General features: G+C 64.3%; 14 protein-coding genes and 1 tRNA gene. 11 read left to right on the top strand and 4 right to left on the bottom strand.

What is annotated here, in order from left to right:
• Window positions 1–40: 40 nt before the first annotated feature.
• Window positions 41–1,879: a M3 family oligoendopeptidase gene (locus O7A05_RS11660; RefSeq protein WP_337093236.1), complete on the bottom strand. Its 1,839-nt coding sequence runs from the start codon at window positions 1,877–1,879 to the stop codon at window positions 41–43.
• 159 nt (window positions 1,880–2,038) lie between these two features.
• On the opposite strand from O7A05_RS11660, the gene O7A05_RS11655 reads away from it, so the two are divergent.
• The 3 genes from O7A05_RS11655 (at window position 2,039) to O7A05_RS11645 (ending at window position 5,973) form a co-directional block, all read left to right on the top strand.
• Complete coding sequence (locus O7A05_RS11655) at window positions 2,039–3,583, top strand: sigma-54-dependent transcriptional regulator (protein ID WP_337093234.1); 1,545 nt, start codon at window positions 2,039–2,041, stop codon at window positions 3,581–3,583.
• A 378-nt stretch (window positions 3,584–3,961) separates the two neighbouring features.
• On the top strand, window positions 3,962–5,818 hold the full coding sequence (locus O7A05_RS11650) for a peptidoglycan L,D-endopeptidase MepK (protein WP_337093232.1): 1,857 nt from the start codon (window positions 3,962–3,964) through the stop codon (window positions 5,816–5,818).
• An 81-nt stretch (window positions 5,819–5,899) separates the two neighbouring features.
• Window positions 5,900–5,973, top strand: a tRNA-Gln gene (locus O7A05_RS11645).
• 50 nt (window positions 5,974–6,023) lie between these two features.
• Here the strand turns inward: O7A05_RS11645 and O7A05_RS11640 are convergent.
• Window positions 6,024–6,893 (bottom strand): AraC family transcriptional regulator, encoded by an 870-nt coding sequence (locus O7A05_RS11640; RefSeq protein ID WP_337093230.1) that lies wholly within the window; start codon window positions 6,891–6,893, stop codon window positions 6,024–6,026.
• 234 nt (window positions 6,894–7,127) lie between these two features.
• Here O7A05_RS11640 and O7A05_RS11635 point away from each other — a divergent pair, with 234 nt between their 5' ends.
• Entirely contained in the window at window positions 7,128–7,874 is a 747-nt protein-coding gene (locus O7A05_RS11635; protein ID WP_337093229.1) for an SDR family oxidoreductase, read from the top strand.
• Window positions 7,875–7,883: 9 nt separating this feature from the next.
• Here O7A05_RS11635 and O7A05_RS11630 read toward each other — a convergent pair whose 3' ends face one another.
• Window positions 7,884–8,522: a 2-dehydro-3-deoxy-phosphogluconate aldolase gene (locus tag O7A05_RS11630; RefSeq protein WP_337093228.1), complete on the bottom strand. Its 639-nt coding sequence runs from the start codon at window positions 8,520–8,522 to the stop codon at window positions 7,884–7,886.
• A 144-nt stretch (window positions 8,523–8,666) separates the two neighbouring features.
• Here O7A05_RS11630 and trhO point away from each other — a divergent pair, with 144 nt between their 5' ends.
• From trhO to O7A05_RS11615, 3 genes are all read left to right on the top strand, one after another.
• Window positions 8,667–9,593 (top strand): oxygen-dependent tRNA uridine(34) hydroxylase TrhO, encoded by a 927-nt coding sequence (gene trhO, locus O7A05_RS11625; RefSeq protein WP_337093227.1) that lies wholly within the window; start codon window positions 8,667–8,669, stop codon window positions 9,591–9,593.
• Between the two features lie 122 nt (window positions 9,594–9,715).
• Window positions 9,716–10,447 carry a tellurite resistance TerB family protein gene (locus O7A05_RS11620; protein WP_337093226.1) on the top strand — a complete coding sequence of 244 codons (732 nt, stop codon included), beginning with the start codon at window positions 9,716–9,718 and terminating at the stop codon, window positions 10,445–10,447.
• Between the two features lie 226 nt (window positions 10,448–10,673).
• A complete protein-coding gene (locus O7A05_RS11615; protein ID WP_337093224.1) occupies window positions 10,674–11,435 on the top strand; it encodes an SDR family oxidoreductase in 762 nt (253 codons plus the stop codon).
• A 12-nt stretch (window positions 11,436–11,447) separates the two neighbouring features.
• Here the strand turns inward: O7A05_RS11615 and O7A05_RS11610 are convergent, their stop codons facing one another.
• The gene (locus tag O7A05_RS11610) at window positions 11,448–12,632 is read right to left on the bottom strand and encodes a pyridoxal phosphate-dependent aminotransferase (RefSeq protein WP_337093222.1); all 1,185 of its coding nucleotides are present in this window, start codon (window positions 12,630–12,632) and stop codon (window positions 11,448–11,450) included.
• A gap of 82 nt (window positions 12,633–12,714) precedes the next feature.
• Here O7A05_RS11610 and O7A05_RS11605 point away from each other — a divergent pair, with 82 nt between their 5' ends.
• The 4 genes from O7A05_RS11605 to denD are packed head-to-tail and all read left to right on the top strand — an operon-like array spanning window position 12,715 to window position 15,688.
• The gene (locus O7A05_RS11605) at window positions 12,715–13,401 is read left to right on the top strand and encodes a GNAT family N-acetyltransferase (RefSeq protein WP_337093220.1); all 687 of its coding nucleotides are present in this window, start codon (window positions 12,715–12,717) and stop codon (window positions 13,399–13,401) included.
• 56 nt (window positions 13,402–13,457) lie between these two features.
• Window positions 13,458–14,453 (top strand): cation diffusion facilitator family transporter, encoded by a 996-nt coding sequence (locus O7A05_RS11600; RefSeq protein ID WP_337093218.1) that lies wholly within the window; start codon window positions 13,458–13,460, stop codon window positions 14,451–14,453.
• Between the two features lie 51 nt (window positions 14,454–14,504).
• Window positions 14,505–14,711 carry a hypothetical protein gene (locus O7A05_RS11595; protein ID WP_337093216.1) on the top strand — a complete coding sequence of 69 codons (207 nt, stop codon included), beginning with the start codon at window positions 14,505–14,507 and terminating at the stop codon, window positions 14,709–14,711.
• A gap of 2 nt (window positions 14,712–14,713) precedes the next feature.
• Window positions 14,714–15,688, top strand: a complete 975-nt coding sequence (denD, locus tag O7A05_RS11590; protein WP_337093214.1) for a D-erythronate dehydrogenase — start codon at window positions 14,714–14,716, stop codon at window positions 15,686–15,688.
• The last annotated feature ends 52 nt before the right edge of the window (window positions 15,689–15,740 follow it).

The following is a 15,740-nucleotide window of genomic DNA, read 5'->3' as shown; positions in this document are numbered from 1 at the left end:
TTGGCTAAACTATAGCTGCCGACGCATCCTTCGTTGCAGTTCACTTTTCGAGCGCTTCCAACTCGTCGATCAGCGAACCGATTACGCCAAGGCCGATCTGCCAGAAAGCGGGATCGGTGGCGTCGAGGCCGAAGGGCGCCAGAAGCTCGGAGTGATGCTTCGTGCCGCCGGCGCGCAGCATCTCGAAATACTTCTCCTGAAATCCGCGCTCGGCGTTCTGATAGACGGCGTAGAGCGAGTTCACCAGGCAATCGCCGAAGGCATAGGCGTAGACGTAGAAAGGTGAGTGAATGAAGTGCGGGATATAGGTCCAGAAGACCTCGTAGCCCTCGCGCAGCTTGATTGCCGGCCCCAGGCTCTCGGCCTGCACCTCCAGCCAGAATTCGCCCAGCCTGTCCGAGGTCAGCTCGCCGTTCTTGCGCTCGGCATGCACCTTGCGCTCGAACTCGTAGAAGGCGATCTGGCGCACGACGGTGTTGATCATGTCTTCAACCTTCTGCGCGAGCATGGCCTTGCGCTCGCGTTTGTCGCCGGTCTGCTCAAGCAGCGAACGGAAGGTCAGCATCTCGCCGAAGACGGAGGCGGTCTCGGCCAGCGTCAGCGGCGTCGAGGCCATCAGCGCGCCCTGGCCGGCGGCCAGCACCTGGTGCACGCCATGGCCGAGCTCATGCGCCAGTGTCATCACATCGCGCGGCTTGCCCATGTAGTTGAGCAGCACGTAAGGATGCACCGACGGCACCGTCGGGTGGGCGAAGGCGCCAGGCGACTTGCCCGGCCTGACCGGTGCGTCGATCCATCTGCGATCGAAAAAGCCGCGGGCGATTTCGGCCATGTCCGGCGAGAAGCGCTGGTAGGCGGAGAGCACCGTGTCCCTGGCGTCGTCCCAGTTGATCACCGCCTGCGGCGTCTCCGGCAGCGGCGCGTTGCGGTCCCAGTGGTTCATCACCTCCATGCCGAGCCAGCGCGCCTTCATCGCGTAATAGCGGTGCGACAGCCGCGGATAGGCCTCGCGCACGGCCGCGGCCAGCGCGTCGACCACTTCGCGTTCGACCCGGTTGGCGAGATGGCGCGAGTCGGCAATGTCCTGGAAGCCGCGCCAGCGGTCGGAGATTTCCTTGTCCTTGGCTAAAGTGTTGGTGATGAGGGTGAAGGTGCGCAGATTCTTGCGGAACGTGGCGGCGAGCGCCTCGGAGGCGCGGCGGCGCACCTCGCCATTGGCATCCTGCAACCGGTTGAGCGCCGGCTCAAGCGTCAGCTCCTCGCCGTCGACATCGAAGCGCAGGTCGGTCATCGTCTCGTCGAACAGGCGGTTCCAGGCGCCGCGACCGGTGACCGACTTTTCGTGGAACAATTGCTCGACACGGTCCTCGAGCTGGTAGGGCTTGTCCTTCCTGAGGTCGAGCACCCAGGGCCGGTAGTGGCCGAAGGCCTTGTCGGCGGCTAAAGCGCTCTCGATCGCCGCATCGTCGATCAGGTTGAGCTCGAGCGCGAAGAACAGGAGATGGGCGCTGGCGTCGGTCATCTTTTCCTGGACGTCGCCATAGAGCTTGGCGCGCTGCGGATCGGCGGTGTTGCCGGCATAAATGAGCCCGGCATAGGAGACGATGCGGCCGATCAGTTCCTCGAGCGCCTCATAGGTTTTGAGCGCCTCGCCGAGCCGGCCGGCGGCGCCGCGTCCGGCTTCTGCAGCAAGGGTGCCTTTCCAGCGGGTTTCGAAGGCGACGGCGTCGCTGGCCGCCTTGGCGATGTCGCGCTTCAACTCGGGCGCTTCCATGCCTGAGTAGAGATCGGCGAGATTCCATTCCGGCAGGTCACCAAGCCCCGCAGCACCCTGGCCGGACGTTGGCGCCGCAAGCCGCCGACCAAACATCATGCGCATCAACGATACCTTCTTAGAACCAAGGGGTCAGAATCAAAGGGAAAGGAAAAGCCGGTCAAATCCTAAGGAATTCGTTCACCGGGTTTTTTGAAACCTTATTTAGAACCCTGTGCCAAGATGATCCATGGGGATTTTCTCAGGCGGACAACTCAAACAGTCATGACAGGTTCCATACTCATAGTCGATGACGATCCGGTGCAACGCAGGCTGGTCGAAGCCGCGTTGACCAAGTTCGGCCACAGCGCGATCGTCACGGATGGTGGCGAGGCCGGCCTCGACGTGCTCGACGGGCCAAACGCGCGCGAGGTCTCCGTCGTCATTCTCGACCTTGTGATGCCCGGCCTCGACGGCATCGGCGTGCTGAAGGCGATGCGTGAGCGCGCCGTCAACATTCCCGTCATCGTCCAGACGGCCCAGGGCGGGATCGAGACGGTCGTCTCGGCGATGCGGCACGGCGCCTTCGACTTCGTCGTCAAACCGGCGTCGCCCGACAGGCTGCAGACCGCCATCTCCAACGCGCTCAAGGTGGAAGCCGTCGAGGACGAGGTGAAGCGCGCATCGCGGCGGCGCGGCGGCGGCCATCTCACCTTCAAGGATATGATCACGCGCAGCCCGGCAATGGACCGGGTGATCCGCCTCGGGCAGAAGGCTGCGGCCTCCAACATCCCGATCCTGATCGAGGGCGAGTCCGGCGTCGGCAAGGAACTGGTGGCGCGCGCCATCCAGGGCAGTGGCGATCGCCGCTCGAAGCCCTTCGTCACCGTCAATTGCGGCGCCATCCCGGACAATCTCGTCGAATCAATCCTGTTCGGCCATGAGAAGGGTTCCTTCACCGGTGCCACCGATAAGCACACCGGCAAGTTCGTCGAGGCGAATTCGGGCACGCTGTTTCTCGACGAGATCGGCGATCTGCCACTCGACGTCCAGGTCAAGCTGCTGCGCGCCGTGCAGGAGGGCGAGGTCGATCCGGTGGGCGGCCGATCGACCATCAAGGTCGATATAAGGCTGATCTCGGCCACGCACCGCAATCTTCTGCAGCAGGTCAAGGACGGCAAGTTCCGCGAGGACCTGTTCTACCGGCTGAACGTCTACCCTATCTTCGTGCCGCCGCTGCGCGACCGCCGCGACGACATTCCCTACCTTGTCCGGCATTTCATGGAAAAGGTCGCCCCAACCGATCCGCGCCGCCGCCTTGCCGGCATATCGGCCGCGGCGCTTGCGATGCTGCAGGCCTATGACTGGCCGGGCAACATCCGCCAGCTGGAAAATGCGGTCTTCCGCGCATCGGTGCTTGCCGAGGGCGATGTGCTGACCGAGGAGGAGTTCCCGCAGATCCGGGCGCAGGTGGAGGGAACGGTCAATCTCGGAACGGAATCGGCATCCGCCGTCGCCGACACGGTTGCGGATGCGCCCCTGAATGAGGACGAGGTTGCCGACACGACGGGGCCTTCCTTGTCCGACGGCGAGGCGCCAGCCAGGCCGCAGCCGCGTTTCGGAACGCTCCGTGCGCTCGATGAGCGCGGCAATGTGCGGGCGCTGGCCGACGTCGAACTCGAGATGATCAGGCTCGCGATCGACCATTACAACGGCCAGATGAGCGAAGTCGCCAGGCGGTTGGGCATCGGCCGCTCGACGCTCTACCGCAAGTTGAAGGAATATGGCATTGATCCCGAAGCTGGTCGCGTCGACCGGCTTGCCTCATGAGGAGCAAGCCTCGAACCAGCTTGCCTGCCTAAAATCCGAGTCAAATTGTCGCTTCGAAGTGAAAACGCAGGGTTTCCCAGCGGTTGGCGTTGCCGAGGATCACGTATTAACGCTAACGGTAACAGATCGTGTTCTGGCCGGAGCCGGATTCTTGATCTAAACCAGCGGTTTACCACGAAATACCGTGCATCATTTTTGACGGGATATCGCCACGGTGTTACCGCATTTCGGCTTCAATAAACGATGATTAACCATTAGGATCGATATTCGGATGTGAAAACCACGCATCCGTTTGGTCAAATCCGGGGACAAACGGCAGCCTGAAAGCCATTTGATTTGAACAAAATCGAACGACACAAAGACGGGCGGCATTTTTACATGAGCGTCTGGCCGAGGTGGCTGACGTTCGTGATTTTGGCCGTCGGGTTCCTGTCCGCGGCGATGTCTGGCGCCCGGGCTGAAGTTCGTACGCTCAAGCTCTATCACCTGCACACGCATGAGAAGGCCGAGATCGTCTACAAGCGCAATGGCCGCTACGATCCGGAAGGCCTGCGCAAGATCAACATCATCCTGCGCGACTGGCGCCGCAACGAGCCGACCAAGATGGATCCGCGGCTGCTCGACCTAGTCTGGGAAGCCTATCGCGAAAGCGGCGCGACCGACTATATCCAGGTCGTTTGCGGCTATCGTTCGCCGTCGACCAACGCCATGCTGCGCTCGCGCAGCCGGGGCGTCGCCGAGAAGAGCCAGCACATGCTGGGCAAGGCGATGGACTTCTACATCCCCGGCGTGCCGCTGAAGAAGCTGCGCAACATCGGCCTCAAGATGCAGGGCGGCGGCGTCGGCTACTATCCGAGCTCCGGTTCCCCCTTCGTCCATATGGATGTCGGCAATGTGCGCCACTGGCCGGGCATCAGCCGTCAGGAGCTGGTCAGCCTGTTCCCCAACGGCAAGACGCTGCATGTGCCGAGCGACGGCAAGCCGCTGCCTGGCTATGAGCAGGCGCTGGCCGCTTATCAAGCGCGTAAGGGCGCCGGCACGCCCAATATCGAACTGGCCAGCGCCGGTGGCTCGACCAAGCGGTCCGGCGGCCTGTTTGCCTGGTTCCGTGGCGGCGGCGCCGACGAGGCCGACGACGAGGCCGATGAAAGCGCCCCCGCGCCGCAGCAGAAAGCTGTGAAGCAGGTTCAGGTCGCGAGCGCCGCCACGGCCCGCACCAGCAATCTTCCGGGTATCGCGATCGTCGCGCCGAAGGATGCCAAGCGCGCCAGCATCCCGCAGATCGCGGATGATAGCGCCGACGATTCGCAGCCGCAGCAGGATACGCCGGAGACGATCATCGCCGCTCTGCCGCCCAAGGAAATCCCGCTGCCCGATTTCGCGCCGCGTCCGAAGGTCGATGTCGGCCAGCAGACGCCGCAGAACGTGCCGTTCGCCATGGCGGATGCCTCGGCGACGACGGAGCAGGCGGTTTCGACGGCACAGGCGCCCGTGCCGGACAAGGTGCCGTTCGGCGCAGCCAGCGCCGCCGAAGCCGCGAGCACCGATCCGGCGCAGGTGGCGGTCAACAATATCCCGCTGCCGACCTCGCGGCCTGACCGTTCGACGCCGGCCGAACCGGCGCCGAAGGACAAGAGCGTGCTTCTGGCGCTGGCCGAAACGGCTTCGCAGGACAAGAGCGCGACCGACGCATTCTCCGTGCTGCCGACCGCGCGGCCGCAGCCTGGTAAGCAGGATGAGGTCAAAGCGGTTCTCGAACAGGCCAATGCGACCGTCGCGGCCGATGGCGCCGGCGCCGAATATCAGCTCGCGTCGCTGACCGAACCGGAGCCGCGCTCCGCCTTCAACGATCCGTCAGGCGTCGATGCGGCCTCGCCGCGCAAAGCCATCGCCGCCCTGCCGGCCGGGACCGATCCAGCACAGGCGATCGGCGGCGGTGTGAAGACGACAGCCAAGGAAGGCAGGGCGTCCGCCCAGGACCTGAAGCCAGGGCCCAAGGCCATGGTGGTGGCGCCGCCTCCGCAGGCCGCCCGCTGGGCGCTGGGCAGCGGCGTCAACATTGCCTCTGTTTCCGACCCGACGACGGCGCCGCGCTATGCCTACAACATCGTGCACACGCCGCCGAGCGAAGTGTACACGGCCGGCTTCCAGATGGATGGCCAGGTGCCGGACGCAAGCCGCTTCACCGGCAATGCGGTAAAGTTCCTCTCGGTCGCACGCTTCCAAACGAAATAGGCGAGCCAGCGTGGCCGCCGAAAAGCCGCGTTGGCCCGCCAGCGCGGCTTTTGTTTTATGGCATTTGGCTCGCCTGCACTTTCCCGCTTCGTCTAATGGTAGGACAGCGCCCTTTGAAGGCGTGAATCGTGGTTCGAATCCATGAGCGGGAACCAGACATGGCAATAGCTCAATCGGCGTTCCGTGCGCGCATGTTCACGCCAGGCTAAACTTCCAGCGTAGCCGCTTCGCCCTTGACCAGGAGCCGCGCGGCGTCGCGCGCGGGCGGCAATCCGAACTGGCGCGCATATTCGCGGCTGAACTGGGAAGCGCTTTCGTAACCGACAGCGAAAGCAACCTGCCCGGCGTTGCCCGGTTGCGCAATCAGCAGATGGCGCGCTTCCAGCAGGCGGAGCTGCTTTTGATACTGGATAGGGCTCATTGCCGTCGCCGACTTGAAGTGCCGATGAAATGCGGCGTTGCTCATATGCGACAGCTCGGCCAGCTGCGTCACATCGATCGGCTCGTTGTAGTGCGCGCGGATCCAGGCCGTGGCGCGGCGGATCTGCGACAGGCGCCCGTCGGCGCGCGCGAGCTGGCGCAGCTTTTCGCCTTGCGGGCCTTGCAAAAGCCTGAACGCGATCTCCCGTTCGAGCATGGGCGCGAGAACAGGAATCTCGGCCGGCTTGTCGAGCAGCCGCAGCATCCGGCGCCACGCATCGAGCAGCAAGTCATCGACTTGATTGGTCACGAAGCTATCGCCATCGATCGCCGGCTTGTGGTCGATGAGCAGGCCGGCGATCAGCTCGGTATCGATCGAGAAGGCAACGGCCATGTAAGGCTGCGCGACGCTCGCTTCGACCAGTTGGCTGGTGGCGGGTGTTTCAACCGCATAGACGAAATAGCTGCCGGCGCTGTAGACAAGCGTGCGGTCGCCGATCAGCACCGTCTTGGTTCCCTGCAAAACGAACAGGGTGGTCGGCTGGCAAAGCTCGGGCAGCGGCGGCGTCGGAACCTCGCTGCGGCCGATCGTAACGCGCGGGATAGCCGTCTTCGTCCGCCGTCCGCGCGCATGCCGGCCGGCGATCGCGATCAATTCCTGAAGCGCTCGTTCATCGTTGCAGCATTGCCGATCCCCTGCCGCCAAGCAACTAAGCGAGGCCGTGACGCGCACCTGGTCGCGAAGACGCGCAGCTGGGTGATGCGGAGGTGCGCAGTTGGTGACGCGAAGACGCGCACCTGAGAGGATTAGGCAAGAGCATGAGAGCTTTTGGCGCGCAAAGCGGCCCGGCTCCCGTCATCTCTAGGCCACCGAACAGGAGATATGGATATGACGACGAAGAATGCGCTGGTGACCGGCGCCAACAAGGGTATCGGCCTCGAGACCGTCCGTCGGCTGGCCGCCATGGGATTCAAGGTGTGGCTCGGTGCTCGCGACGCCGGGCGTGGCGAGACCGCTGCGCAAACACTGCGTGGCGAAGGGCTGGACGTCGAGTGGCTCGAGCTCGATGTCGCTAGCGACGAGAGCGTGGTGGCGGCAGCCGAAGCCGTCGCGGCGCGGGCGCCCGGCCTGGACGTTCTGGTCAACAATGCCGGCATTGCGTCCGGCTATGTCGAGGCGCTCGGCCCGGATGGCCGCTATGAGCGGCCGCCGAGCCGCGAGAATATCGCGGATATGAAAGCCACCTATGACGTCAATGTCTTCGGTCCGGTGCGGGTCACGCAGGCGTTCCTGCCGCTGCTCATGGCCTCGTCTGCTGCGCGGATCGTCATGGTGAGCAGCTATCTCGGATCGCTGGCGCGCGCGTCCGGCAATGGCCAGTCGCCCAATGCCATGGGTTATGGCAGTTCGAAGACGGCGCTCAACGCCGTAACACTGGCCTTCGCCCGGGAACTCGCGCCGCGCGGCATCATGGTCAATGCCGCCGCCCCTGGCTACACCGCGACGGACCTCAACGCGCACAGAGGCGGGCGCACGGTGCAACAGGCGGCCGAGATCATCGTGCGGCTGGCGACGCTGGCGCCGGGCGGACCGACGGGCGGTTACTTCGATGAGAACGGCGCGCTGCCCTGGTGAAAGCGCTGATTACGTCTTGAGCTTGCTCGCCTCACGCGCCAGCGCTTCGATCTCATCCCACTTGCCGGCCTTGATGAGATCGTCGGGCGCCACCCAGGAGCCGCCGACACAGATGACGTTGGGCAGGTTCAGATAGTCGGCCGCGTTCCTGGCCGTGATGCCGCCGGTCGGGCAGAATTTCACGTCCGCCAGCGGCGAGGCGAAAGCCTTCAGCGAAGCGATGCCGCCGGACTGCTCGGCCGGGAAGAATTTCAGGAAGCGCAGGCCGGCTTCGCGCGCGGCCATGATCTCGCCGGGCGTGATGGCGCCGGGCAAAAGCGGCACGGGGCTGTCCTTGGCCGCGTCAAGAAGCTCTCTGGTGATGCCCGGGCTGACGATGAATTTCGAGCCGGCGCGGGCTGCTTCGTCGAACTGCTTCGCATCTAGAATGGTGCCGGCACCGACCAAGGCTTCCTCGACCTCGGCGGCCACGCGGCGGATCGCTTCAAGCGCGTCGGCGGTGCGCAAGGTGATCTCGATCGCCCTCAAGCCACCGCGAGACAAGGCACGGGCGAGCGGCACCGCGTCCGCGACATTGACGATCTTCAGCACCGGGATGACCGGTTGACCGTTGAGAAGCGACAGGAGCTTTTCGGTCTTGCTGGTCATTTGCTGGTCTCCATCTCAATCGTTTAAACCGATTAGCAGAAGGGATATGCCAAGTCCACGAAGGGCGGCGTGTCGTGATGCCGCGTGGCCAGCTGCATATCGGTTGCCTTGAAACGGCTTTCAGCACGGTCTAGTGGCATGGCCATGACAACGACAACACAAAATCCGTTCCGCGTCGCCGCGCTCTATAAATTCGCGCGCCTCGACGGATACGAAGCCTTGCGCGCGCCGCTCGCCGCCTTCTGTTGCGGGCGCGGCATCAAGGGCACGCTGCTTCTGGCGCATGAAGGCATCAACGGCACCGTCGCCGGCAGCGAGGAAGCGATTGCCGCGCTTGTGGACCATCTGCAGGCCATCCAAGCCCTGGCCGGTCTGGAAGTCAAATACAGCAGCGCCGCCGAAATGCCGTTCCACCGCATGAAGGTGCGGCTGAAGCGCGAGATCGTCACCATGGGCGTCGAGGATATCCATCCGGCAACCAGCGCCGGCACCTATGTCGCGCCGGCCGACTGGAACGCGCTGATCTCGGACACCGACACCGTCGTCATCGACACCCGCAACGCCTACGAGGTCTCGGTCGGCACCTTCAAGGGCGCGGTCGATCCGAGGACCGGCAGCTTCCGCGAGTTCCCGGCCTGGGTGGAAGAGCACCGTAAGGAGCTCGAAGGCCGCAAGGTGGCGATGTTCTGCACCGGCGGCATTCGCTGCGAGAAGGCGACGGCCTATGTGAAGTCGCTCGGCCTCAAAAATGTCTTCCATCTCAAGGGCGGCATCCTGAAATATCTGGAAGACGTGCCGGCCGAAGAGAGCCTCTGGCAAGGCGAATGTTTCGTGTTCGACGAGCGGGTGTCCGTCTCGCATGGTCTGGCCGAGGGCGAAGCCGAACTCTGCCGCGCCTGCCGTCACCCGCTGACGGTCGAGGACCGGCTGTCGCCGAAATACGTGACCGGCGTTTCATGCCCGCATTGCTTCGAGGCGCGGTCCGATGCGGATCGCGAGCGCTATGCCGAACGCCACCGCCAGGTCGAACTTGCGCAAGCGCGCGGCGGCAAGCGCCATATCGGCAGTTAGAGCGGCGGGCTCCGCGACCGAAAAGTCGCCCCGTCATTGTAATGCCAAAGCGCGGAGCCTACGTCTTGCCGGTCCGAAACCCTGCCCGGGCGCATTCGGCCGGGCCAATTCTGGAGGCATTGATGCTCGACCCCAAGAAGCTGCTCGACGACCTTCTCGGCTCGCAAGTCCCTGGGACCGGCTCGACTGTCCGCGACAAGGCGGGGCAAGCGGTGCAGATGGCGAAGGACAATCCGCTTGCCGCCGGCGCGCTTGCCGCGGTGCTGCTCGGCACCGGGACCGGGCGGCAAGTCACGGGCGCTGCCATCAAGCTTGGCGGTCTGGCGGCCATCGGCGGCCTCGCCTACAAGGCCTACCAGAACTACAAGGCAGGCAAAGCGCCGGAGCAGGCGCCTTCATCAGGCGAGCCGGAGTTGCTGCCGCCGCCGGCCGACACCGCCTTCCATCCATCGCAGGCGCCGCAAGGCGAGGGCGAGTTCACGCTGACGCTGGTCAGGGCGATGATCTCGGCGGCGAAGGCCGACGGCCATGTCGACGACGAAGAGCGCAAGAAGATCGCCGACAAGCTCAAGCTTGCTGGCATCGGCGCTGAAGCGGAAAAATTCCTGCTTGCCGAGCTCGAAAGCCCACTCGATCTCGACACGCTGGTCGCCGGCGCCAAGACCGATGCGCAGAGGCTCGAGCTCTACACCGCCTCGCGGCTTACCATCGACCCCGACACACGCGCCGAGCGCGGTTATCTCGACCTGCTCGCCGGCCGCCTCGGCCTGCCGGACGCTCTGGTCGATCATGTCGAGGCGACGGTTTCGGCGGCAAAGGCGCCCGCTGGCAGCGCCCCGAGTTCGCCTTGGTAAACGCCAGGGTTAGCGGGTGCGGTTGCCGTTAGTTTCTCGTTAACCCAGCAAGCGCATCATTCTAATCAGTCGGACCGGCTTTTCTTCCTCCCAAGCGCGGTTCAGATCGGGGCGGTCGCCAATGGCCGCCCTTTTTGTTGGCCTTTTCTTTATTGCCAACAGTGGCTTGCCATGACCCCAGGCATTTGCGATGCCACGTCTTTCCATGCATGACCGGAGGACGGCGATGACAGCCATAGTAGAGAAAACCGCCATCATTACCGGCGCCGGCACCGGCATCGGCAAGAGCGTCGCCACGGCGCTGCTCAAGGCAGGCTGGAACACGGTGTTCTGCGGGCGCCGCAAGACGCTGCTGGAAGAGGCGATCGCCGAGGCGGGCAAGACGCAGGCCAAGGCACTGGCCGTCGCTTGCGACATCAGCAAAGCCGAGGAAGTCGACGACATGTTCGAGACCGTGCTCGAGGCCTTCGGCCGCGTCGACCTGCTCTTCAACAATGCCGGCATGGGCTACAAGTCGACGCTGATCGACGAGATCCCGGTCGAGGTCTGGAACGATGTCGTGGGCGTCAACCTCACCGGCTCGTTCCTGTGCGCCCGCGCGGCTTTCGGCGCGATGCGGAGGCAGAAGCCGATGGGCGGCCGCATCATCAACAACGGCTCCGTGTCGGCCTATGCGCCGCGCCCGGGCTCAGCGCCCTATACGGCGACGAAGCACGCGATCACCGGACTCACCAAGACGCTGGCGCTCGACGGCCGACCCTTTGACATCGCCTGCGGCCAGATCGACATCGGCAACGCGCTGACCGAGATGGCGCAGCCGATGACCGTCGGCGTGCCGCAGGCCAACGGCTCGATCGCCGCCGAGGCGGTGATGGATGTACAGCGCGTCGCCGACGCGGTGCTGCACATGGCGAGCCTCCCGCTCGACGCCAATGTGCTGTTCATGACCGTGATGGCGACGAAGATGCCGTTTGTCGGGCGCGGGTAAGCGCCTGACGGGTCACTTCTTCAGAAACGCCTCGATCCGCTCCAGCGCGCGCAGGATATTCTCCTCGGAATTGGCGTAGGAAAGGCGGATATAGCCTTCGCCGAGAACGCCGAAATCGGGGCCGCCGATGAGCGCCACGCCGGCATCCTCCAACAGCGCCGAGGCAAGCTTCTTCGCCTTCCAGCCGGTCCTCGAGACATTGGGGAAGGCATAGAAGGCGCCCTTCGGCGTGATGCAGGAAATGCCCGGCAGTGCGTTCAGCCCTTCGACCACGATCTTCCTGCGATTATCGAAAGCGCGCATCATCTTTTCGACATCGTCCTGCGGGCCGTCGATCGCGGCGATGCCGGCATACTGGCTCGGCGCGTTGACGCAGGACCAGCAATTCACCGCCAGTTTGCGCACCTTGTCGTAGAGGTAAGCGCCCTTTTCGCCGTTCGGCCAGATCGACCAGCCCATGCGCCAGCCCGTCATCGCCCAGGTCTTCGACCAGCCGTTGAGCACGATCAGCCGATCGCGGATTTCGGGGAAATTGAGCAGCGAGCAGTGGGTCTCGCCGTCATAGGTCATGACATCGTAGATCTCGTCCGACATGATGGCGACCTGCGGGTGCTTCTCCAGGCCTTTGACCAGTTTCTCGATCTCGGCCCGCGGAGTGACGCCGCCGGTTGGATTGGCCGGCGAATTGAGAATGAGCAGCCTGGTCTTCGGCGTGATCAGCGCCAGCGTCTCGTCGGCCGAGAAGGCAAAGCCGTTCTCCTCGCGGATCGGCACCGGCACCGGCGTGGCGCCGGTGAACTCGATCATCGAGCGGTAGATCGGAAAGCCGGGATCGGGATAGAGGATTTCGGTGCCCGCTTCGCCGAACATCAGGATCGCGGCGAACATGGTCGGCTTGCCGCCTGGCAGGATCATCACATTCTCGGGCGACACCTCGACGCCGGTGGTGGTCAGCGTGCGGCGCACGACCGCCTCGCGGGTGGCCAAGAGCCCATTTGCCGGCGTGTAGCCGTGGTGACCGTCACGCAGCGCCTTGATCGCCGCCTCGACGATATGCTGCGGCGTCTTGAAGTCGGGCTGGCCGATGCCGAGGTTGATGATGTCGCGGCCCTGATGGGCAAGCGCGGTGGCCCTGGCGAGCACCGCGAAGGCATTTTCCTCGCCGAGCCGGTCGAAGGCCGCGATCGTGTGGAGCATTTTTCCCGTCCCTGTGGTTCTTTCTGTAGGCGAGCGTTTTTGTGACCGTCCGCCAGCAAAAGTCAAACGGATTGGAATGGCCGTGTCGGAAGATCTGAAGAATTGGCAGCCGCGCCTGCGGCCGGAACGCAAGGCGATCGAGGGACGCACCGTCAGGCTCGAGCCGCTGAGCGCGGCAAAGCATGGCGACGGCCTCTACGAGGCCTCCTCGGTTTCCGATGCCGGCGGACGTTTCGCCTGGCTGCCCGACTATCCGCCCGAAACCCGCGCCGCCTTCCAGCCCTGGCTCGACAAGGCGGAAGCCAGCGAGGATCCGCTGTTCTTCACCGTCATCGACAAGGCGAGCGGCAAGATCGCCGGGCGCCAGACGCTGATGCGCATCGACGCCAACAACGGCGTCGGCGAAATCGGCAACATCTATTGGGGTCCGCTGATCTCGCGCAAGCCGGCAGCAACCGAGGCGCAGTTCCTGTTTGCGAAATATCTCTTCGACGATCTCGGCTATCGCCGCTACGAGTGGAAGTGCAACAACCGCAACGAGCCCTCGAAGCGCGCCGCCGAGCGCTTCGGCTTCAAGTTCGAAGGCGTCTTCCGCCAGCATCTTGTGGTCAAGGGTGAAAACCGCGATACGGCGTGGTATTCGATCATCGACAAGGAATGGCCGGCCTTGCGCAAAGCCTATGAAGGCTGGCTCGATCCGGCGAATTTCGACAGCGAAGGCGGCCAGAAGCGGCGGCTTGAGGATTTTCGCGCCGACTTTGGCGCGTAGACCACGATCTCCGGAAGCAGGAAATGCTTGCGGCAGGTCAGACAGGAGTTTCGGCAATGGCGCATGACCACGCTTCGCACGATCATGGCTCGGCCGGTCACAGCCAAGCCGCCGGCCATGTGCATGGCTCGACCGACAAGAAGCGGGTGCTGATCGCGACCTGCCTGACCGCGGGCTTCATGGTCGCCGAGGCGCTCGGCGGCTGGCTGACCGGATCGCTGGCGCTGGTCGCCGATGCCGGACACATGTTGGCGGACGCCATTGCGCTCGGTCTCGCCTGGTATGCCTTCCATCTGACAGGCCGTCCGGCCACCGGCCGTCTCACCTATGGCTTCGCCCGGGTGAAGACGCTGGTCGCCTACACCAACGGCATCGCCATCTTCGTCATCGCGCTCTGGATCGTCTACGAGGCCTGGGGGCGGCTGATGAACCCGGCGCCGGTGCTCGGCGGGCCGATGCTGGTGGTGGCGGTGGCAGGCCTCCTGGTCAACATCGCGTCCTTCTTCGTGCTGCATGGCGGCGATCGGGAAAGCCTCAACATGCGCGGCGCCATCCTGCATGTGCTGGGCGACTTGCTGGGTTCCGCGGCGGCGATCGTCGCCGCCATCATCATCGTGGCGACGGGGTGGACGCCGATCGATCCGATCCTGTCGGTGCTGGTAGCGCTGCTCATTCTCTCGACGGCATGGTCGCTGATGCGCCAGGCAGCCCACGTCCTGCTCGAAGGCGTGCCGGCAAGCCTCGACCGCGACGTTGTCGCCAAGGACATCGAACGCGCGGTCAAAGGCGTGCGCGAGGTGCATCACATGCATGTCTGGTCGCTCGACGGGACCTCCAACATGGCGACGCTGCATGCCTGCCTGAACGACGGCGTCGATGCGCATGTGGCGGTGAGCGCCATCAAGAAGCGGCTTGCGGTCAAGCATGGCATCGAACATGCCACGGTCGAGCCCGAATTCGGACAATGCGCCGACAGCCATGACAAGCATGACCATCACCATGATCACGACCACGCGCATGGCGCGCCTGCCGATCGCCGGCATTATCATTGATCCCGCCGTGACGATGAAACTGAACAGCCTCGAACCGAGGACCTTCCGCTGATGGATCGTGACACAAAGAACGCGGCGATCGCCGCGGCGGTGATACTGCTCGTGTTCGGTCTCGCCGCCTATTTCCTGCCAGCCATCATGCTGGCCGCCGGCAAGGTGTCGACGGTGCTGGCGGCCGTCATCGCCGTGGTCTTCATGGTCGGGCTGTTCGTCGTCCTGTGGCTGCGCGGACGCAGCCAACGCAAGAAAGGTCTCTGAAGATGAGAATTCTGATCACAGGCGCGGCCGGCATGGTCGGCCGCAAGCTTATCGCGCGGCTCGCCAAGGACGGCATGCTGCGCGGGCGCAAAATAACGGCGCTCGACCTTCATGATATCGTGGCGCCGCAGGCGCCGGCGCTGGCCGGCGTCGATGTCCGGATTCACACCGGCGATCTGTCCGCGCCCGGCGCCATGGCGGCTCTCGTGGCTCCGCGCCCGGACGTGATATTCCATCTGGCGGGCATCGTGTCGGGCGAGGCGGAAGCCAATTTCGATCTGGGCTACAGGGTCAATCTCGACGGCACGCGCGCGCTGTTCGACGCGGTGCGCCTGGCGGCCTTCGCGCCGCGCCTTGTCTTCACCTCGTCGATCGCCGTGTTCGGCGCGCCGTTCCCTGATGTCATCCCAGACGAATTCCATCCGACTCCGCTCACCTCTTACGGCACGCAGAAGCAGATGAGCGAAGCACTGCTCGCCGACTATACGCGGCGCGGCTTCTTCGACGGTATCGGCATCCGGCTGCCGACGATCTGCGTTCGCCCCGGCAAGCCGAACAAGGCGGCGTCGAGCTTCTTCTCAGGCATCATTCGGGAGCCGCTCGCCGGGCAGGAGGCGATCCTGCCGGTGCCGCGCTCGGTTCTGCACACCCATGCCAGCCCGCGCTCGGCGGTGAATTTCCTCATCCACGCGGCCGAAATAGACGGCGACAAGGTCGGTCCGCGCCGCAACCTCACAATGCCGGGGGTCGCCGTCACCGTCGGCGAGCAGATCGAGGCGCTGGAGCGCATTGCCGGCGCTGCGGTCGCGAAGCGGATCCGCGAGCAGCCCGACGAGACCATCTGGGCGATCGTCAAAGGCTGGCCAACGCGCTTCGAGGCCAAGCGGGCGCGGGAACTCGGCTTCGCCGCCGAAAGCAGCTTTGACGAGATCATTCGGGCGCATATTGAGGATGAGCTTGGCGGAAAGATCGCCTGACGTCTATCGATACCAAGTGATGCCGGCCTGACCCGAAGCTCAATACAATTTG

The organism is Mesorhizobium argentiipisi (SeqCode) (genome assembly GCF_037179585.1).
Lineage (GTDB): Bacteria > Pseudomonadota > Alphaproteobacteria > Rhizobiales > Rhizobiaceae > Mesorhizobium > Mesorhizobium argentiipisi.
This window is presented reverse-complemented; position numbering and strand designations above follow the sequence as displayed.